18 protein-coding genes, 1 tRNA gene and 2 pseudogenes are annotated in these 18,316 nt (G+C 41.3%); 8 read left to right on the forward strand and 13 right to left on the reverse strand.

Annotation, left to right across the window (positions count from 1 at the left end):
* From BN202_RS09260 to glmM, 4 genes are all read left to right on the forward strand, one after another.
* Positions 1 to 879 (forward strand): tol-pal system YbgF family protein (locus BN202_RS09260; protein WP_019219471.1); only part of this gene is annotated, 879 nt, incomplete at its 5' end.
* Positions 869 to 2,443, forward strand: a complete 1,575-nt coding sequence (gene tilS, locus BN202_RS04990; protein ID WP_019219472.1) for a tRNA lysidine(34) synthetase TilS — start codon at positions 869 to 871, stop codon at positions 2,441 to 2,443. The genes BN202_RS09260 and tilS, both read left to right, overlap by 11 nt.
* Before the next feature lie 113 nt (positions 2,444 to 2,556).
* Complete coding sequence (gene ftsH, locus BN202_RS04995) at positions 2,557 to 4,755, forward strand: ATP-dependent zinc metalloprotease FtsH (RefSeq protein WP_019219473.1); 2,199 nt, start codon at positions 2,557 to 2,559, stop codon at positions 4,753 to 4,755.
* 428 nt (positions 4,756 to 5,183) lie between these two features.
* The gene (gene glmM / locus BN202_RS05000; RefSeq protein ID WP_019219475.1) at positions 5,184 to 6,542 is read left to right on the forward strand and encodes a phosphoglucosamine mutase; all 1,359 of its coding nucleotides are present in this window, start codon (positions 5,184 to 5,186) and stop codon (positions 6,540 to 6,542) included.
* 1,123 nt (positions 6,543 to 7,665) lie between these two features.
* Here glmM and BN202_RS10300 read toward each other — a convergent pair.
* The 3 genes and pseudogenes from BN202_RS10300 to BN202_RS05015 form a co-directional block, all read right to left on the reverse strand.
* A pseudogene (locus BN202_RS10300) lies at positions 7,666 to 7,875 on the reverse strand (DnaJ domain-containing protein); the annotation flags it as partial.
* 647 nt (positions 7,876 to 8,522) lie between these two features.
* Positions 8,523 to 8,966, reverse strand: a complete 444-nt coding sequence (locus BN202_RS05010) for a membrane protein (protein ID WP_019219478.1) — start codon at positions 8,964 to 8,966, stop codon at positions 8,523 to 8,525.
* 3 nt (positions 8,967 to 8,969) lie between these two features.
* Positions 8,970 to 9,296, reverse strand: a complete 327-nt coding sequence (locus tag BN202_RS05015) for an ElaB/YgaM/YqjD family protein (protein ID WP_019219479.1) — start codon at positions 9,294 to 9,296, stop codon at positions 8,970 to 8,972.
* A 782-nt stretch (positions 9,297 to 10,078) separates the two neighbouring features.
* Between BN202_RS05015 and BN202_RS05025 the strand changes: the two genes are divergently transcribed.
* Together BN202_RS05025 and BN202_RS05030 are read left to right on the forward strand one after the other, a co-directional pair.
* Positions 10,079 to 11,008, forward strand: a complete 930-nt coding sequence (locus tag BN202_RS05025) for a MotA/TolQ/ExbB proton channel family protein (protein ID WP_019219481.1) — start codon at positions 10,079 to 10,081, stop codon at positions 11,006 to 11,008.
* A pseudogene (locus tag BN202_RS05030) lies at positions 11,005 to 11,572 on the forward strand (biopolymer transporter ExbD). The gene BN202_RS05025 and the pseudogene BN202_RS05030 overlap by 4 nt, the downstream one beginning before the upstream one ends.
* Before the next feature lie 31 nt (positions 11,573 to 11,603).
* On the opposite strand, the gene BN202_RS09720 reads toward BN202_RS05030, so the two are convergent.
* From BN202_RS09720 to BN202_RS05040, 3 genes are all read right to left on the reverse strand, one after another.
* Positions 11,604 to 11,732 (reverse strand): hypothetical protein, encoded by a 129-nt coding sequence (locus BN202_RS09720; protein ID WP_019219483.1) that lies wholly within the window; start codon positions 11,730 to 11,732, stop codon positions 11,604 to 11,606.
* 242 nt (positions 11,733 to 11,974) lie between these two features.
* A complete protein-coding gene (dut, locus tag BN202_RS05035) occupies positions 11,975 to 12,517 on the reverse strand; it encodes a dUTP diphosphatase (RefSeq protein WP_019219485.1) in 543 nt (180 codons plus the stop codon).
* 292 nt (positions 12,518 to 12,809) lie between these two features.
* On the reverse strand, positions 12,810 to 13,619 hold the full coding sequence (locus BN202_RS05040) for a VIT1/CCC1 transporter family protein (RefSeq protein WP_019219486.1): 810 nt from the start codon (positions 13,617 to 13,619) through the stop codon (positions 12,810 to 12,812).
* 249 nt (positions 13,620 to 13,868) lie between these two features.
* Here BN202_RS05040 and BN202_RS10440 point away from each other — a divergent pair, with 249 nt between their 5' ends.
* The gene (locus BN202_RS10440) at positions 13,869 to 13,991 is read left to right on the forward strand and encodes a hypothetical protein (RefSeq protein ID WP_280109565.1); all 123 of its coding nucleotides are present in this window, start codon (positions 13,869 to 13,871) and stop codon (positions 13,989 to 13,991) included.
* 144 nt (positions 13,992 to 14,135) lie between these two features.
* On the opposite strand, the gene BN202_RS05045 is transcribed toward BN202_RS10440, so the two are convergent.
* Complete coding sequence (locus tag BN202_RS05045; RefSeq protein ID WP_019219489.1) at positions 14,136 to 14,687, reverse strand: disulfide bond formation protein B; 552 nt, start codon at positions 14,685 to 14,687, stop codon at positions 14,136 to 14,138.
* Between the two features lie 12 nt (positions 14,688 to 14,699).
* Positions 14,700 to 15,308: a YqaA family protein gene (locus BN202_RS05050; RefSeq protein ID WP_034987481.1), complete on the reverse strand. Its 609-nt coding sequence runs from the start codon at positions 15,306 to 15,308 to the stop codon at positions 14,700 to 14,702.
* Positions 15,309 to 15,513: 205 nt separating this feature from the next.
* On the opposite strand from BN202_RS05050, the gene BN202_RS05055 reads away from it, so the two are divergent.
* Positions 15,514 to 15,598 (forward strand) — tRNA-Leu (locus BN202_RS05055).
* A gap of 349 nt (positions 15,599 to 15,947) precedes the next feature.
* Here the strand turns inward: BN202_RS05055 and BN202_RS05060 are convergent.
* From BN202_RS05060 to BN202_RS05075, 5 genes are all read right to left on the reverse strand, one after another.
* Positions 15,948 to 16,814, reverse strand: coding sequence for an outer membrane protein (locus tag BN202_RS05060; RefSeq protein ID WP_019219491.1), 867 nt, complete (start codon positions 16,812 to 16,814; stop codon positions 15,948 to 15,950).
* A gap of 242 nt (positions 16,815 to 17,056) precedes the next feature.
* Positions 17,057 to 17,221: a hypothetical protein gene (locus BN202_RS09935; RefSeq protein ID WP_019219492.1), complete on the reverse strand. Its 165-nt coding sequence runs from the start codon at positions 17,219 to 17,221 to the stop codon at positions 17,057 to 17,059.
* Positions 17,222 to 17,266: 45 nt separating this feature from the next.
* On the reverse strand, positions 17,267 to 17,473 hold the full coding sequence (locus tag BN202_RS10305) for a hypothetical protein (RefSeq protein ID WP_083859155.1): 207 nt from the start codon (positions 17,471 to 17,473) through the stop codon (positions 17,267 to 17,269).
* On the reverse strand, positions 17,406 to 17,606 hold the full coding sequence (locus tag BN202_RS05070) for a hypothetical protein (protein ID WP_034987488.1): 201 nt from the start codon (positions 17,604 to 17,606) through the stop codon (positions 17,406 to 17,408). Before BN202_RS05070 ends, BN202_RS10305 begins: the two co-directional genes overlap by 68 nt.
* A gap of 22 nt (positions 17,607 to 17,628) precedes the next feature.
* Positions 17,629 to 18,291 carry a lysozyme gene (locus BN202_RS05075; protein ID WP_034987491.1) on the reverse strand — a complete coding sequence of 221 codons (663 nt, stop codon included), beginning with the start codon at positions 18,289 to 18,291 and terminating at the stop codon, positions 17,629 to 17,631.
* Between the last annotated feature and the right edge of the window lie 25 nt (positions 18,292 to 18,316).

Here is an 18,316-nt window from a genome sequence, read left to right on the forward strand (position 1 = left end):
GGTGATGCGGCGGAGAAGGCTGCTGATGTGGTGAATAAAGCTGCAGGTGATGCGGCGGAGAAGGCTGCTACGGCTCTTTCTGTTCAGGGGGCGCTTCAAAGTCGTGAGGCTATTTTAGAAAATCAAAAGGTTTTGTTTAAAGATTACGATTTGGATAAACTCTTGCATAATATACGAACGGTGCTTGACCATCACAATTTGAAAACTGTCCAAAAACAGTTTCATGAGCTTTTTGATAAAAAAGACTCTTCTGTTTATTCTTGTGCCATTGAGAGTTCTGTTGGGGATGAAAATTTGCCAGCTTTAAAAGAACAGGTGGATGAGCATAAGGCAATCGAGCGCGAAAAAAATGATACTAAGGTGGAAAGCCATCATGCTAAGGGAGAAAGCCATGAGCATGAAGATCATTTGCAAGAGGCTCAGAATCTTTTAGAGAAAGCGCATGGGATGAGCGTTGACGTTAAAGCGCAGCAAAGTCAAGATTCTTCGCAGTTCTCTTCCAAAGCATTGTATAAAAAGGGCTACGATTCCCTGCTTGCTGCCAATTATGTTGAGGCTGAAAAAGCCTTTTGTGCTTTTCAACAGCGTTATAAAACAGATTCTTTGAGCGATGATGCTTTGTTTTGGTTGGCAGAATCTTTGTTAGGGCAAAAACGCTATCATGAAGCGGCACAGGTTTATCTTAATGTATGGTATGTAGACAAAAAGAAAGCCTATACTTCTGAAATTTTGCTAAAATTGGCAAGGAGTATGGTTGCTCTTGAGAAAAATAAAGAGGCTTGTGCGCTTTTTGCAAAAAAAGCAAAACACTCTAAAAGCTTAGAGTCCGTTTTTTGTAAACCTCTAAAAAGGGGTGAGGTCGTTCACGGTGTGCATTAGACTAGCAGGCAATCTTTTTAAAACATCGGATTTTATCCAGTGTCAAAAATTGATTCTTGCAGTCTCAGGGGGGAGTGATTCTCTGGCTTTGCTGTTTTTAGTCAAAGACCATTTAAAAACTCTCTCTGTTCCTCCGGAAATTATTGCTGTCACCGTTGATCATCAATTGCGTGAAGAATCCGCTCGTGAAGCTTCAATCGTTGCGGAAATTTGTCGTGCCCATCGCATTAAACATATCACCGTGCGATGGGAGGGAAAAAAACCAAAGACGCATATCGCTTCAAGCGCTCGTATTGCGCGCTATGATCTCTTGTTTAAAGAAGCGCAAAAGCAAGGTGCAACGCTTATTATGACAGGGCATACGCTCAATGATCAGGTGGAAACCTATCAGATGCGCTCCTGGCGTCTCCAGAAGGGTAAGAATTTGCAGGGTGCGGCCTTTGTGAGTGGGGGTGATGGGGTGTATGCGCGAGCGCCTGCCGGTGTTGTGCAGAGTGCGGCCTTTGTGAGCGGGGGTGATGAGATGTATGCGCGAGCGCCTGCCGGTGTTGTGCAGAGTGCGGCCTTTGTGAGTGGGGGGGATGAGATTTGTTTTACAGAAGCTGGAGAAAATAGTACACAAGACAACGGTGTTATTGCCGAAAAAAACCATGGGTTGATGTCTGTGCGCGGATTATCTTGTATGGCGCGCGAGGCGGTGTTGCGTCGAAAAATACGTTTAATTCGTCCTCTGCTTGGAGTTCATCGTCAAACATTGCGTGCTTATTTGCGTTTTAGGGGGGAGAGGTGGATTGATGATCCAAGCAATGAAAATTGCAATTTTGAACGCGTGCGTGTGCGTCAGTCTCTTCATCCCAAAAACTTTGCTGATATTGCTCAAAAAATAAATGAAGCAACCTTGAAGCGTCGTCAACAGGCACAAATGATTGCCGATTTGATTTTGGCTCTGGATATTATGGTTGAATATGGACGTTGTTTTATTGCAAAACCTGCACCATTCTTACAGCAGCATCCTAGTTTTCCCTTCGTTGTTGGGCTTTTTGCCGTGTTGATGGGAGGGGGAGAATATTTGCTTTCTGGGCAAAAATTAATCACTCTTATGCAAAAATTCTGTTTCCAAACATCAGAAAAGCAGCGTTTTACTTATGCAGGGTCTGTTATTGAATATAACAGCAGTGGAATCGCTCTTTGGCGCGAATCTCGAAATATGAAAGAGGCAGTAGTTGCACCAGGAACAACTTTTTTATGGGATGGGCGCTATCAAATTACTAATTACAGTGCCAATGCCATAAAGGTTGGAAAAGCAGGTTTAAAGCAGCTAAAATCTCTCTTAAAAAACAATCCTTTTGTTCTCGAAAAACCTCATTTTCCCTCTTTGCAATCCTTGTTGATGCTTTCAAATGAGAACGGATATGATATTCCAGAATTGACAAACCCTGCTGTTTTTCAGCAAAATATTATTGTAAAACGCATTATGGCGCCTTTTGAGTGGCTTTTTTTGCGCGAAGATGCTGTTCTTTTGAATGTTGTGGAACCTTTTTTTAATATTGAGGTGAAAAGATAAAGAAAAATCGCCTTAAAAGACAATAAACATTCTCTCATCCCTTGGCAAGGGAGAGACAAGGTTATATGTTAAGAGAAAATATTAAAGTATATATATAGTTAAGTGGGCTGAATATGAATTCCAATTACCGCTCTCTCCTCATTTGGGGAGTTATCGCCTTGATTTTGATTGTGTCTTTTTCTTTTTTTAACGGAGATAGCCAGCGCTCTGGAGGAGGAGAGATTTCCTATTCCGAATTTTTGCAAAAGGTCGAAAATAATGAGCTGAAATCTGTAACCATTCAAGGTCAAAAATTAACAGGACAAACCATTGAGCACAGAGTTATTTCAACCTATGCTCCACGAGATCCAAGTTTGATACAAAAATTGGAAAACAGAAATGTGAATGTTAAAGCTATTCCTGAAAGCTCAGGCAATAGTATCTTCCTTAATCTGCTCTTTTCCTTGCTGCCTGTTATTATTATCGTTGGGGCGTGGGTCTTCTTTATGCGGCAAATGCAAAATGGATCACGCGGAGCAATGGGATTTGGGAAATCAAAAGCAAAATTGCTTAATGAAGCGCAGGGGCGTGTTACTTTTCAAGATGTTGCCGGCGTGGAAGAAGCAAAGCAGGATCTGCAAGAAATTGTCGAATTTTTACGGGAGCCACAAAAGTTTCAACGCCTAGGGGGACGTATTCCACGCGGTGTTTTGCTTGTTGGACCTCCAGGGACCGGTAAAACCTTGCTGGCGCGCTCGGTGGCTGGTGAGGCTAATGTGCCGTTCTTTACCATTTCAGGGTCTGATTTTGTTGAAATGTTTGTGGGTGTTGGTGCAAGCCGCGTGCGCGATATGTTTGAACAGGCGAAAAAAAATGCACCTTGTATTATCTTTATCGATGAAATCGATGCTGTGGGACGTCACCGTGGTGCTGGACTTGGAGGCGGAAACGATGAACGGGAACAGACCTTAAATCAGCTGCTTGTCGAAATGGATGGTTTTGAACCCAATGAAAGTATTATTCTTATTGCCGCAACAAACCGTCCGGATGTGCTCGATCCTGCTTTGTTAAGGCCAGGGCGTTTTGATCGGCAAGTGGTGGTGCCAAACCCTGATGTTGCTGGACGTGAACAAATCTTAAAAGTACATGTACGTAATGTGCCTTTGGCTCCTAATGTTGACTTAAAAATTTTGGCAAGAGGAACACCAGGCTTTTCTGGTGCTGATTTGATGAATCTTGTCAATGAAGCGGCGCTCATGGCTGCTAGCCGCAATAAACGCGTTGTGACGATGCAAGAGTTCGAGGATGCCAAAGACAAGGTAATGATGGGAGCTGAACGTCGTTCAACCGCCATGACACAAGAAGAAAAAGAACTCACCGCCTATCACGAAGCAGGACACGCTATCGTGGCGCTTAATGTGCCTGTTGCTGACCCTGTTCATAAAGCAACAATCGTGCCAAGAGGGAGAGCTTTGGGAATGGTGATGCAGTTGCCTGAAGGTGATCGTTATTCCATGAGCTATCGGTGGATGATTTCTCGTCTGGCTATTATGATGGGTGGACGGGTCGCCGAGGAATTAAAATTCGGCAAGGAAAATATCACATCGGGTGCTTCTTCGGATATTGAACAAGCAACAAAATTAGCACGCGCTATGATTACACGATGGGGTTTCTCTGATTTGCTTGGTAATGTTGCTTATGGTGATAATCAGGATGAGGTCTTTTTAGGGCATTCCGTGGCACGAACACAAAATGTCTCTGAAGAAACTGCACGCATGATCGATATGGAAGTGCGTAAACTCATTGATGATGCTTATAAAAATGCTACCAACATTCTGAAAACAAAAAGAAAAGAATGGTTCGCTTTGGCGCAAGGTTTGTTGGAATATGAAACTTTAACGGGCGCTGAAATTAACGAAGTTATTGCTGGAAAACCTCCTTCACGAACCCAGAAGGATGAAACTGTATCCCCACGCACTTCCTCTGTGCCTAAGACAGGAACAATAAAAGCAGAGTCTCATACATCAACCGTTGAAAAAACAGATACAGAGGAGGAAGGTGTCAATAAAGCAGAGGCTGATAAAATTGCTCCCAGTAAAGCAGAGGCAGGAAAAGCAGAGGCACAAGTTGGAAAGAAATCAACTCCCGGTCATGCTGGGTCTGGTCATGCTGGGTCTCAAGGTGTGCACTCTCATGATATGGAGAAAAAAACGCGAAACACAAAAAGTACCACTAAGGCGGCAACAGATTCTGTAGGTAAAGCCAAGGATGAAAAAAAGCCCAGTGCTGCGGGGCGTGATAAAGGAAAACAAAAGCCTTCTGATGGTGCTTGAGTGACGATGTTTGGGGAAGATTTTAAGTAATTTTTTGAAAAAGGCGCAGGTTAAGACTTGCGCCTTTTTCAGACAATCGGGAAACTAGGGGAAACTATGAGGGCAGGTGGGTTTTGGTGGGTTGGTGATTTGTGCTTGCTGTGTGTGAAGGGCTTGGTGGCTATGCACTTGTGCTGTGAGAGCAGAGGGAAGAGTGCGTTGTTGTTTGGTTTTGTTGAAAGTGGGAGAGGGGATGTATAGAGCCTGTAAAGATAATATTGCTGGAAACAGAGATTTGTTTTAAATGTTGGGGTTTTTGCTTGGGATGTTTTTTTGAAAGCCTAAAGGAATAGCGGGATAAATGATCTTATCATATGAGGGAGTTTGCTGTACTGGGAATTCTGCTCTGAACGGACAGCAAGAAAAAGACCGTATATAAAGGAAAAGGCATGGTACAAAAATATTTTGGTACAGATGGTATTCGGGGGAAAGCTAATGCTTTTCCTATGACACCAGATTTTGCCATGAAAGTGGGGATGGCTGTAGGGGTTTTGTTTCGCTCACAACGCCAATCACGTCGTGTGGTGATTGGTAAGGATACGAGGTTATCTGGCTATATGTTAGAAAATGCCTTGGTTTCAGGATTTACAGCTGCTGGTATGGATGCTTTTTTGTTGGGGCCTGTGCCAACACCTGCTGTAGCAATGCTTTGTCGCTCTCTGCGCGCGGATCTTGGGGTGATGATTTCTGCTTCTCATAATCCCTTTTATGATAATGGAATTAAACTTTTTGGTCCTGATGGTTTTAAGCTTTCCGATGATATGGAAGCAAAAATCGAACAATTGATCGATACAGATCTTTCAAAATCTTTAGCCAGTTCTGCTGAAATTGGTTATGCAAAACGGGTAGAGGGCGATATTTACCGTTATATCGAATATGCTAAACGGACCTTGCCACGGGATGTTCGTTTGGATGCTTTGCGTATCGTTGTCGATTGTGCCAATGGAGCTGCTTATAAAGCTGCTCCACGCGCTTTGTGGGAATTGGGAGCCGAGGTCTTTGCTATTCATGATACACCAAATGGTATCAATATTAATCAAGAATGTGGATCAACCGATTTGGCTTCCTTAAAACAAAAAGTGCATGAAGTGCGTGCCGATGTGGGCATTGCTCTCGATGGGGATGGAGATCGTGTTCTCTTAGTGGATGAAAAAGCGCGAACTATTGATGGCGACCAGTTGATCGCTGTGATTGCTGAAAATTGGCATAAAGCGGGACGCTTGCATTGTAACGGTGTGGTTACAACCATTATGTCCAATCTTGGGTTGGAGCGCTTTTTGAAAAGCAAAAGCTTGGATCTTGTGCGAACAAATGTTGGGGATCGCTATGTGGTCGAAGCTATGCGCCAAAAAGGATATAATGTTGGTGGTGAGGCTTCTGGACATATTGTTTTGAGTGATTTTTGTACAACCGGCGATGGGTTGGTGGCTGCTTTGCAGGTCTTGGCTTGTATGCAGGAAAGTCAAACCCCTATGAGTCAATTGTGTCGGCGATTTGAGCCTGTGCCACAGGTTTTAAAGAATGTCATCGTTAAAAACAAAAATGTGCTGGAAAAAAATCCCGTCAAAATGGCAATAGATCAAGCAATACAGCGTTTGGGAAAAGATGCGCGACTGGTTATTCGTGCTTCTGGAACCGAACCGGTCATCCGCATTATGGCGGAAGGTGATGCGCGAGAAATTTTGGATTCTGTCGTGCAGGAGATGAGTGAGGTGATTACCCATCATGATGTGCCGGTGGTTGCTTGAGCTTTAAAGAAAGTTGCGCTTTTTGCGAGGATTTGCAGTGTTATAAAGCCAAGATTTTGAGCAGCAGAGGCCTGCTTTGTGCTTGCAAGTGCGCTCTGGTTTCCGCCATGATGGGTGAGGATGGTGTGCGGGTTGTTTTGCAAAATATTTTGAGAAAAAGGTCTTTGGGAGGAGATGCTTTTGAGAAAAATCTGGCAATTTGCTGGTTAGAGGTGTGACAAGCAGAGCTTGTTAGGCAGGGTGATGTTGGCGAAAAGCAAGGGGGTATGTTGGTTTGTTTTTCTGAAACTGATCTTGTGTCCGCTGTATGATGGCTGTGGGTGGCGTGTGCGAAGTTTTGGATTCTGTCGTGCAGAAGATGAGTGAGGTGATTACCCATCATGATGTGCCGGTGGTTGCTTGAGCTTTAAAGAAAGTTGCGCTTTTTGCGAGGATTTGCAGTGTTATAAAGCCAAGATTTTGAGCAGCAGAGGCCTGCTTTGTGCTTGCAAGTGCGCTCTGGTTTCCGCCATGATGGGTGAGGATGGTGTGCGGGTTGTTTTTCTGCTCTTTATGATGAGATGTCCACAGATTCAGACAAAAGTCATTTTAACAGTGGACCCAGAAAGTAACATATCCTTATAGATCTGTGTAAGAAGCGATAAAAAGCACAATGCTTCTCTAGACAGTATAATCTTTATGCAATTCTATACTATCTCGTTATAGGAGATCTAAGAAGGATCCTATTTTGTGAATTCATGGGAAAGAGTTCGCTTTGAGAAGCATTTTTTACAAAAACATACACAAGTTTAAAAATCATTCCTAAACTATAGCAAGTTTCTTCAATTTCTTGACCCCATAGAAATTTGCAACAGCATAGAATAAAGACTATGGCTATTGTTGAGATGAAAATTAACTGGGAAAAAATGAAAGCTATAACTAATGCGATTATTGTAAGTAAGTGAAGCTTTTAAGAATCCCCAGAATCTCATGCTCATATAAAATAGACAGTGAATTGATATGAGTGGTAATAATTCTGCTGGAGTTTTGATAACACTAAGAAAATTGTGGGTCTATATGCTGCAAATTTGCTTATACCAATCTTTTGGCTGCTATTCTCTTGGCTTTTACTACTTTCAAAAGTCCTATCATTATCTTTAAAAATTTCATGATAAAACTGATTGTAAACAGCTCTCTTTTGAGAATCTTTAAGAATCTCATAAGTTTCGCAAATTTTCCTAAATTTTTGTTCTGCTTCCTTATTATTAGGATTATGATCAGGATGCTATTGCATAGCTAACTTACGGAAAGCAGATTTTAGCTGCTTATTAGTGCATGCGCAGCTTACACCAAGATTTCATAATAGTATTCTTTATTTGCTATCATTATAGACTACCGGTTGTGTACTGCTCTTATTTTTATGCTGCTGTTTAATCGATGCTTTTTGAAAATATCAATATGTGTTATTCTGCGTTGATAAAGTGTCGTAAATCACATCGAATAACATTGTTGTGTCTATGTTGTCTTGGTTGTGCCCTATGTGTCTTGTCTTGAAAGAGGGGCATGTACAGTTCAAAATTCCTGCAAATACGGGTTTTTTATTCTCTGGAGGGAGGGGCATAACATCGGGAAATACATAGCAGCTTCAGCACTTAATGAAAAAGTGAATTTCACCCAAAGCGTGTAAAAGCTCTTCCTCATAAAATGATCTGTATTTTAAAGGAGGCGGTGGTTAGAGCAGCACAATGAGCAAACAGTCAATGTGATCATGAGGGGTTGATCTCTTATTTTAGAAAAATAGGCAAGGAGTTGTCTTTGAAATGATAGGGGAGAATGGGGAATGATTAAAATGGTAGGGCGTGGGGAAATTATCCCTTTGCTTCATGACAACGAGACAAATTAAGAGTGTTCCAAAGCACCCGAAAAAAGACTGAGGAAACAAAAAGGGTGTTTTCTCTTTCAAGAAAACACCGCAGGGGTTAAAAGATACAATTGCATATATTAATCTGAAGGATGATTCTTTTTATCTTTTTTCCACAGAAAATAACTTGCAAGTCCAAGAACTGGAACACTCAATTTGGCAAAAGGGAGTTGTTTGCCTAAAAGGGCAAGACTGGAAACTGTGGCATCGGTCATAAGCCTATGGCGTTGCTCTTCTGATTTCTTTTGTCGATCATAGTCTTGATATGATTTGAGAATGCGGCACATGAAAATGGCTATGCCTGCGAGAAAAAGCCAAATGAAAAACATTGTGCTGGCTGCGGCAAGAGGTTTCATGACAAAACATAACGCAATAAAACCAATGATACAGAGAAAAAGCAGCGACATAAACAAGGAAATGCCAATAAACCCATAGCAAATTGCTTGAAGGCGCATTTGCTTAACCGTGCTTTTCAATCCACCACCGACAAGGTGGTTTAAAAGAGGAGCAATAAATTTATGCATTGTTTAACGACGCAATAATTGAGCAAGAATAAAACCAATACCTGCAGAAAACAAAACGCTTTTGCCAGGATTTTTACGAACGCATTCATTCATGGTTTGTTCAAATTCACCAATCTTTTCTTTGGCTTGAGACATAATGTCTTCGCTGTTTTCTTTGGCAGAATGATACAATTTTTCTGCTTTGTCTTTTGCGGCACTCAACTTGTTTGCACCAAGATCTGTTAATGTTTCCGTTATACCTGAAATTTCACCGTGTAATTTTTCTAAGTGTCCTTGCAGATTTTTTTCTGATGCTCTTTTGTTGTCTTTTGATGTTTTATGATTTGCCATGATGCTTTTCCCTCTCTTGATTCAGCATTATTCAGTATTTGTGTGTTCATAGTGATCATTATTTGCTTTGGAGTAAAAATTCTCACTGCTTGTGTAACGTCAAAAGCTTTTTTTAGTTCCCTCTCTTTGTGAAATTTAAAATTGTTTTTCCCAGAATGAATGGTATTTGCGAATCTTGCTGGCAAATTGTGTTGAGAAATTTTGTATGCCTCTTTTGTCCGTGAAAAGTATAATGCGAGAATTATTGTCTATCGCTATCCTTACGTTTATGAAAAAAACAATATCATTATGATCTTTGGTCGGTCTTCATGTTGTTCTTGCTGCTCTTCTGGGCGCGATGTGGTTGTTTTAGCCATTATGCGTTTATTGTTCTTGTGCTTGGCTTTTTATGCTGGCTAAACAAAGAGTGTTTCTGGTTTTGTGGCAGATGTCTTAAAGTAAATATTCTTGTTCTTGCAGACAGTTATGGGTGGGGCCTTTGTGAAATTATCATGATAAATCAAACTTTAAGGAAGTCAGCCGCTTGTCATTCAAGGCGTTTTGCAACATATTTATTTTGCCTGATAAAGTTTTTATAAAGTTGCAAGAGAAAAATTTCTTAAAAAGTCCTCTTGAAAGAGAGCTCTTTTGAAATAAAACTATACTTGATTTATCAAGTTTGATTTTTTAAGACGAATACAGAGTGACGTTAACAGGGTCGGGGCGTTATGGGAGAGTGATGCAGGGGGCTGGCGACACAGCTGTAAGACCAAAGTGAAGACCATAACCCGTGTGAGATAAAAATGGAATCTGAGACCGTACCCTTAGAGAGCGCATCTGCTGCAGTGGCTGTGCATGATTTTTCCCCCTTTGCTATGTTTATGGCGGCTGATTTTGTCGTAAAAACTGTGATTGTTCTGTTGTTGTTCGCTTCCCTTGTCTCTTGGACAATTGCTTTTGTTAAAATTATCGAAATCACTCTTGCAAAGCGAAGGGTGCGCCATGAGCTTCAATTAACCCTTAAGACTCAGACCCTTGCCCGTTTGGCTGCTAGCTTGAAAGAAAGCAAAGGAGCCGGTGTGGTTTTTCTTAAGGAAGTTCTCAAAGAGGTCTACCTTTCTACACAACAGGTCCATTTTGTCGGCGTGGAAGGAACGGGTGGAGGTGCTCATGAAAAAGCAAGCGCCAGAAAAGAAATGCGGCAAGAAATACGACAAGAGAGATTACAACTGGGAGGAATGCAGCAGGGAGCACAAAACGTTGCTGATGAATTTCCCTTCTTTTATGAGGAAATCGATCCCTATGGTGAGGCTTCACGCGATGTTCGTGAAATGAATGAGGGGGTAAAGGAAAGGGTTCATTCGCTGTTGTCGCGCTGTTTGCTGGCTGCTATGCGACGCGTTGCCTATGGAAGTGCTGTGCTTGCAACTATTGGAGCACTTGCTCCCTTCGTTGGTTTGTTTGCCACCGTTTGGGGAATCATGAATTCTTTTATCGGTATTGCTCAGTCTCAAACAACTAGGCTTGATGTGGTGGCTCCTGGAATTGCCGAAGCTTTGCTGGCAACGGCTATTGGGCTTTTTGTGGCTATTCCCGCTGTGGTGATGTATAATAGCTTGATGCGTGCTTTGAGTGGTTATCGCGATGATTTGGGCGATATTGCTGCCGCACTTGAAAGACTCTTAAGCCGTGAACTTGATAAACATAGACAACAGAAGAGTCATAAAAAATGAAAGCAGGTTTTAATGATGATTTTGATTCCAATGAGAGCGGATTGCATAGTGAGATCAATGTAACTCCTTTTATTGATGTGGTTTTGGTGTTGCTTATTGTTTTTATGGTCGCTGCACCTTTGGCAACAGCGGTGATCCCTGTGCAACTTCCTTCTATAACGCAAGCGCCTCTCACGACTCAACCTGACGAGCCCCTCTATGTGACCTTACAAAAAGATCGTGCGCTTTATGTGGGAGAGCACCTTGTCAGCCAAGCAACTTTTGTGGAATCCCTACTCAAGGAAACAAAGCAAAATCGAGAAACAAAGATTTTAATCAAAGCCGATAGCGAAATCGATTATGGAACTGTGGTGGATTTACTCGATAAAATCCGAACTGCTGGATATAGCAAAGTTGGCCTTATGGGATTGCAACAACCTGCTCATATTGCCACAAAAAGTGCCGCAAGTCGTGAAAAAGGAGGAGAAGCTACTGGGAATGAGCATTTCCACTGATGGGGCAACAACAAGTGATGCGGTGAATAGCAGTAGCGCTGTCATGAAGACTGTTACTCCTGTAGAGTAAAGAGGCTGGCCATCAAGAATTCTGTTTGCCTTTATACTGGATGAGCAAAAGCGCCTTGTGTTTTGCTTACCTCCCACAATTGCTTCTTTTGTTGATTTGCTCCCATTACACAAATATGTGCTTGAACAATCGGTGCGATGACCATTTGCGCAATGCGCATGCCCCGTTCAATGGAAAAGTCTTCTTGTTCGCAAGGGATGTGCTAGATTTTATTTTCATTATCGGTTTATTGTGGCTCAGTCTTTTCTATGCCCAAGCATATGGTGATATGGGGCTTAAGCTTGACGGGTGGGCGCATTATGCCGCACGCCTCGCGTAAAAGATGAGGCCCATTGCAATTCATATATGTGGTTTTTGTGGAAAGATGCCTATTGTTCCCATGCCCACACGATATGTTGTTGTTTAGTTGTGTCCTGTGGAACCAAAACCACCTGTGCCGCGCTCTCCCACATTGCTTGAGATCTCTTTTTGATCTGGCTCAATAGCGCAAACATGTACTTGAACAACCGGTGCGATGACCGTTTGGGCAATGCGCATGCCCCGTTCAATGGAAAAGTCTTCTTGACCACAATTGATGAGCAAAACTTTCACTTCACCACGGTAATCACTATCAATTGTGCCTGGCGTATTTAAGCATGTGATGCCGTGTTTTAAGGCTAGACCTGAACGTGGACGTATTTGGGCTTCAAATCCAGGCATAAGGTGAAAAATGAGACCCGTGGGAATAAGCGCACGTTGCCCAGGTGTGAGCACAACCGTTTCTGTTTCACCAAGTGCGGCCCGTAGGTCAAGACCAGCAGAACCTGCTGTGGCATAATGCGGGAGCTCTAAGCCTTGTCCGTGTGCAAGGATCTCGATGGACAACGTCACCGGTTGTGAGGGGTGAGAAGAAGAAAAAGGATTCTCTTGGTTATGAAGATGCGTATTGGATGGTGTGTGGGGCATGATGAAAATATTTCCAAACGATTAAAATAGATCTAAAGTAACAAAATAAAAGCTACTTTAGCAAATGCTCTCTGTAACACAAGCCGATACAGTTCTCTGCAGAGAGGTTGTCCCCAACAGCAATTGATTGAATGCTCATTTTAGAAAATGCTAGGAAGAAAATCTCAAACAAAAATGCCCCCCCATGATCATCTGTCAAAAGGGAGGGGTAAATCTGTTGTAAAGGACAATAATTAAGAAGTTTGCCAATGAGAGGCCTGTTTGTTGTCTGCCAATTTATTCAGCAGTGGTTTTAAATATTGCCGATAATAATGCCTGTGGCAAAAACAAGAGCACCACCAATGATAACTTGTAAAGATGCGCGCCAAAAAGGAGTCGACATGAATTTGTTTTGAATCCACACGATGGCCCATAGTTCGAAAAAAACAATAATAAAGGCAACCACTGTTGCGACATAAAAAGAGTTGATCAAATAGGGCAGCGCGTGGCCTAATCCTCCTATCGTTGTCATAATGCCACTGGCAAGACCTCTTTTAAAGGGAGAACCTCGACCCGATAATTTTCCATCATCATGGGCTGCCTCTGTGAAACCCATCGATAGCCCCGCTCCTATGGAAGCTGAGAGCCCGATCAAAAAGGTCTGATGTGTGTCACCGGTGGCAAAAGCTGCGGCAAAAATTGGTGCAAGGGTGGAGACCGAACCATCCATTAAGCCAGCAAGACCAGGTTGTATCCATGTTAAAAGCAGCTGTCTGTGCGTTTTTGAGGGCTTCTTTGTGGTTTGTTTCGCTGCTTTTGTTTGCGTGTGTGCACGTTGGTGTTTGTTTTTTACCAGAGAAGGATGAGTACACAATGAATTCATAGTTCCCGCCCGATTGCTGCAGGAAAGACAGAGAAGTTGCTTGTAATTTTCAAGCTCTTGCATGCCCATCGCTGTAAAAATTGCTGCTTGCTTAGAGGAATAAGGTTTTAAAGCTTTGGCATATCTTAAATAGAGAGCTGCATGTTGCTCTTTTGTTTTGAGTGCCTGGGTGAGAATTTTTTGTGCCGAACGAAAGGACAGAGCTTTGCGTTGTACGAATGCAAAAAAAGATTTCAACATTTTCTGTTCCTTTACACTTTAGAATAATTCTAAAGATATAAGAAAAAAAAGTGAAAGTCAATTTAAAATTAAAAAATTGTAAAAAGAGAGGTATGCGAAAAAAGCAATATTGGTGTGTGAGAAAGGTAAAAATTGGTGAGATGAGAAGACAAAAAAACGCGAAAAAACTGTTTAATCCGTATGAAATAATCAGAGAAAAATACCGAAAAGGAAAATTTTGAGGATTTTGCTGAAGAATTGTTGCAATGCATGAGAGAGGGTGGGGCTGGTGGTGTGTGGGGCACAGTTTTGAGGGGATGGGGGGTGTTGTGGGAGGTTGTTGCTGCTTGGCTGTTGTGTTGGGGGCTGGTGGTGTGTGGGGCACAGTTTTGAGGGGATGGGGGATGCTCTGGTGATGTTCTGGGGGCTTTCTGCTGGGTGTCCTTGTGCCGTGGAGACTATGCCCTCTTTGGGGGTGTGTTAAGAGAGAAAATGCTATGCTGTACTATACTGTGTGTGGTCGGTATGCGGTGGTTGTCATATCTTATAGCTTGAAAGGAGCCCTTTTGAAGCAATGTAAAAACTGGCAAACATATAAAAGAGGCTGGCAACGGCATTCCAAGCAGCAAATGAGAGAAAAAGAACGCGCAGGGAGGCTTCAGAACAAGATGGCGGGTGAATGCTGTTTAAGTTTTTAAAGAGATAGCTGACATCTGTTGTTCTGCTTATGGCGCTTAAACCACAGCTGCTAGGCGCTGGCCAAAAGCCATGTTCAACACCGGAATGGTAAACTGCTAAAACAAGACTGATCGCCATTAAAACAAAAACACAAAAAAATAAAAATTGTGTCCAAGAAGACATACGGAAAAACCATGAGCTAAAACCCGCTAAAAGCAAAAAGGGTAGTGCACTGTAATAGGGTAAACGCTCAATGAGACATAAATCGCAAGGAAGATATCCGCCAATATATTCAAAACCAAGCGCTAAGCCTATCGTGCTTGATAGGCAAAAAGCGAGAAAAAAAGCCCATAAACTTTGCTCTTTTCTGCTTGGTTTATGGTGAAAGTGTCTGTACAAAATGTTTCCCATTGCGTTTGTTCCTTAAAATGTAAGGTGTTTTTTTATAAAAATGATAAAAAGTCCATAAAAAATTAGGAGACTTAAAAAGCCAATCAAGAGTATCCATTTGAAATGGCGGTAAAGAAAATTCATGGCTTTTTTTCCAAAACGCTGAATAAGCCATGCGAGAAGGTAAAATCGAGCACCTCTCGCAAAGAAACAGGTGAGAATGAAAAGCCCAAGATTTATACCCATGACACCTGCCAAAATCGTGACAATCTTGATCGGAGGAAGGTGTAAAAAACCTGAAGTAATCAATAAAACAAATAAAAATTGCAATGTTGCACTGTTTTTAAGCGCTTCAAAATTTTCAACTTTACCATAAAATTCTAAAATCGGTTTGGCAAGTGTATCATAGGCACAGTAACCAATAAACCAACCGGCAATGCCTCCTAAAACAGAACAAATCGTCGCAATAAAAGCATAGCAATAAACGCGCTTGCGGTGACAAAGCCCCATGGGTATATATAAAATATCTACTGGAATTGGAAAAACAGAACTTTCAATAAAGGCAATAAATCCAAGCCAATGGGGCGCTGTGCGCCGATTTGCTAAAGAAATAGTCCAAAGCTTTAATCTGTTTAATATCATGAGAGCTTTCATACGTCTAATAGGTAAAGACTTTGCAAATTGTTCGCTATAAACCCAATCAAACAAATAATCTCAAAATTCTATAGAATGGATCAGATAAAAATCATACGGATTTTTAAAAAACAAAAATCTGTTGTTGACGAATCTGTACTTCTTCATATAGTGCAGAAGAACAATTAGGTAGTTCTATCCCTTATAAAAACGTGCGGGTGTGGTGGAACTGGTAGACGCGCCAGACTCAAAATCTGGTTCCGAGAGGAGTGTCGGTTCGAGTCCGACCACCCGCACCACTTTTAACGCTTTTCTCCTTATTTTTTTAGAGCTTCTCCTGTCCTTTGAAATCTTGTTGTGTCCTTATTGTTGTTGATCATAGTGGATTTTTCAAAATGTCAATTATTTTATAAAAATTATTTTTTAAAAACAAAATGATAGATTTATTACTCTCTTCCATTGATAGGAGAATATTTTGATGAAAAATGAACATAGTAGGGCGCTTATCTTTTTATAAAATTTTGCAAACTTTTCTATAAACTTTCTGCGCTGGTCTTTTTATAGATTTTGAGGGGCGCTGCTTTATAACCAAAGGAATAAAAAACCCCGCTACAAGCGGGGGTTTTTATAATCCAATTTTGTAAGAAATTAGAATTTATAAGCAACACCAATACGAAAATTATTGGTTTTGTGGCTAATTTCAAGTTTATCGTCGACAAACTTCTTCTTACCAAAATCTGAATAGCGATATTCTGCACGCATAATAACATGATCTGTTATAGCAAAATCAAGACCACCGCCAACTGTATAACCAATCATTGTTTCTGTTTTATCCACTACATCGCCAGAAGCAAACACAAATCCATCTTCTTGGGATTTGGATAACAGTGACATGATATATTGCATTTGTGCATATGCAATACCACCCGCTACATAGGGCATAACACGATTAGCAGTAAAACCAATACGTACCCTTGTGGCGCCTGCCCATTTTTCTTCCAAGCTCACACTGCTTACAACAATATCACCATAATTGGGGATGGTTTCATCTTGGGCACCAGGTTTTTTAATGGAAATTCCAGCTTCTGCAAAGACTGCTTGGATAGAATCTAATTCATCATCATTGCGAATCCTTTTCCCGTCATCGGTTTTTGTGTCTTTTTTATGAGACCATACCATGTCCGTATCAACACCCATAATAAAGCCAGTTCCTAAGTCTACATTAGATCCCCCATAAAGTCCCCCTACAAATCCCGAAGGCTTAGGCAATAAATCCTTATCAACCCAAGCCCATTTCCCAGTGGTTGCATCTTGAGAGTAATTTAAAGTGTCTTTACTTGAAAAATTGCCAAGTTGTCCTCCCAAATAAAGACCAGTCCAAGAAAAAGGCGGAGTAATAATAACCGGTGAAATTCTTGAGTTTGTTTCTTGAGGCATTGCAATATCAGCTGCTTGCACGCTAGACGTGGTTATTAAGCTCGCAACAAACATTATAATTAAACGTTTTGTATTCATATAAAACCCTTATTCATTTTAAATAGACAGTTAATTATGCACGATTTAATAAAAAAAGTATAAAGAAATATAAAAATAAAATACTATACAAGTTTTATTTCTGCGAATATTAAAAGTTTTCTTAAGCTTTTTTGTGGCGTGATTGCACACAATATAAGGGAGTCGTTTTTTAAAGCGTTTTTTCGATAGTGCAGTTTAAGGAGTGTTTTTACAATGTTTTTTACTCGGCTATCAATAAATGACTAATTCTTTGAAAACCACTGTTTGAAATGGGCTATGACATTGTCTATGGCGTCCATAAGGCGGGCAAAATCAAGGATCAATAAAAAGAGAAAAAATACAATCCACTTCATCAGACGCGACATCATCTTCACACTTTGGTAGGCAATAATCATTTCTTGAAGCATGGCTTTTTCCGTTTCTGTAAGCTCTGTATAGTCTTTTGTTTTTTTCTAGCCATGTTTCCATCCACACAAGCGTTCACCCAGCTTATTATGTTTTAAGATATCTCTTGCTAAGGACAAACTGATGACATGCAAATCTTGCTGGCTTAAATAAATGGGTAACCAACCAACACAAGAAGAAGCATATTTATGGGTCACGCAACCAGTCAGAGAGAGCAGTACGCACATCAGCATCACTTTTTTGATTAACTTCATTTTCCACCTCCAGACGTGTTGTTGCTGCCTTTAAAGTTTTTTCTATCTGCTTTTGCTGTTCTGCTTTTTTGCCAAGCATGAAAGCTTTGGCTAAAGCCATAAAAAAAGCGGCTAGAGCCGCGCCTGTTAGCATGAGATTTTTTTTATCCACCAAATCATAGACGATGCTCCTGAAAACGTTTGGCAACAAAGAAAATACCAGCAGCTGCTGCTAAAACCATAATGGTAGCGAGTGCCCATTGCACTGGACCATTGCCTGCTAGCAAGCCGCCAAGACCTGAAAAAGAGCCAATGATTGGTGCCAATGCTTCTGCCTTAAAAAGACCTGTTGAATCCTTTGTTTCTACCGTTTGATAGTTTGAGGAAATAAACGCGCCTTTTGCCCATAACCCTGCCTCTGCTGCACGCCGGTTTGCGAGACCTTGTAAACGCTTACCACCGGCTTTGGTCCACTTCTGTAATTCGGTAGGTATGGCTTCATAATCACCGTTATTGAGTTTTTTTAAAAGGGTTGAGTTGCAAAAAGCTGTTGTTCCTACATTATAGCAAAAGGACACCAATGCTGCGAATTGGTAAGAGTTTAATGAAACTGTAACGGCTTGTGCAACAGTCGTTTCAAATTTTTGTAAGTCTTGGCAAAGAATTTCTTCAGCTTGTTTTTCATTGATCGTCATGCCTTTGTGAATAAAAGGCTTTCCAGCCGCGCTTGTATGACCGTAACCAATTGTCCATACACCAACGGCATCTTTATAGGCATTTAAACGCAAGCCTTCCCATTTTTTAATAAGCGTAAGACCTTCTTGTGATATTTTTCGCATAAACTCCTCCATAAAAAAAGCCCCA

It is taken from the genome of Bartonella florencae, assembly GCF_000312525.1.
Classification (GTDB): Bacteria; Pseudomonadota; Alphaproteobacteria; order Rhizobiales; family Rhizobiaceae; genus Bartonella; species Bartonella florencae.

Bases quoted from the DNA above. Each gene is read 5' to 3' on its own strand.
- BN202_RS05060 (WP_019219491.1), bottom strand. From the start codon at position 16,814: ATGAATACAAAACGTTTAATTATAATGTTTGTTGCGAGCTTAATAACC.
- BN202_RS05025 (WP_019219481.1), top strand. From the start codon at position 10,079: ATGGAATCTGAGACCGTACCCTTAGAGAGCGCATCTGCTGCAGTGGCT.
- BN202_RS05075 (WP_034987491.1), bottom strand. From the start codon at position 18,291: ATGCGAAAAATATCACAAGAAGGTCTTACGCTTATTAAAAAATGGGAA.
- glmM (WP_019219475.1), top strand. From the start codon at position 5,184: ATGGTACAAAAATATTTTGGTACAGATGGTATTCGGGGGAAAGCTAAT.
- BN202_RS10305 (WP_083859155.1), bottom strand. From the start codon at position 17,473: ATGAAGTTAATCAAAAAAGTGATGCTGATGTGCGTACTGCTCTCTCTG.
- BN202_RS05015 (WP_019219479.1), bottom strand. From the start codon at position 9,296: ATGGCAAATCATAAAACATCAAAAGACAACAAAAGAGCATCAGAAAAA.
- ftsH (WP_019219473.1), top strand. From the start codon at position 2,557: ATGAATTCCAATTACCGCTCTCTCCTCATTTGGGGAGTTATCGCCTTG.
- BN202_RS09935 (WP_019219492.1), bottom strand. From the start codon at position 17,221: ATGCTTCAAGAAATGATTATTGCCTACCAAAGTGTGAAGATGATGTCG.
- BN202_RS09720 (WP_019219483.1), bottom strand. From the start codon at position 11,732: ATGCGCATTGCGCAAATGGTCATCGCACCGATTGTTCAAGCACATATT.
- BN202_RS05050 (WP_034987481.1), bottom strand. From the start codon at position 15,308: ATGATATTAAACAGATTAAAGCTTTGGACTATTTCTTTAGCAAATCGG.
- BN202_RS05045 (WP_019219489.1), bottom strand. From the start codon at position 14,687: ATGGGAAACATTTTGTACAGACACTTTCACCATAAACCAAGCAGAAAA.
- BN202_RS10440 (WP_280109565.1), top strand. From the start codon at position 13,869: ATGAGAGAGGGTGGGGCTGGTGGTGTGTGGGGCACAGTTTTGAGGGGA.
- dut (WP_019219485.1), bottom strand. From the start codon at position 12,517: ATGCCCCACACACCATCCAATACGCATCTTCATAACCAAGAGAATCCT.
- BN202_RS05070 (WP_034987488.1), bottom strand. From the start codon at position 17,606: ATGCTAACAGGCGCGGCTCTAGCCGCTTTTTTTATGGCTTTAGCCAAA.
- BN202_RS05040 (WP_019219486.1), bottom strand. From the start codon at position 13,619: ATGTTGAAATCTTTTTTTGCATTCGTACAACGCAAAGCTCTGTCCTTT.
- BN202_RS05010 (WP_019219478.1), bottom strand. From the start codon at position 8,966: ATGCATAAATTTATTGCTCCTCTTTTAAACCACCTTGTCGGTGGTGGA.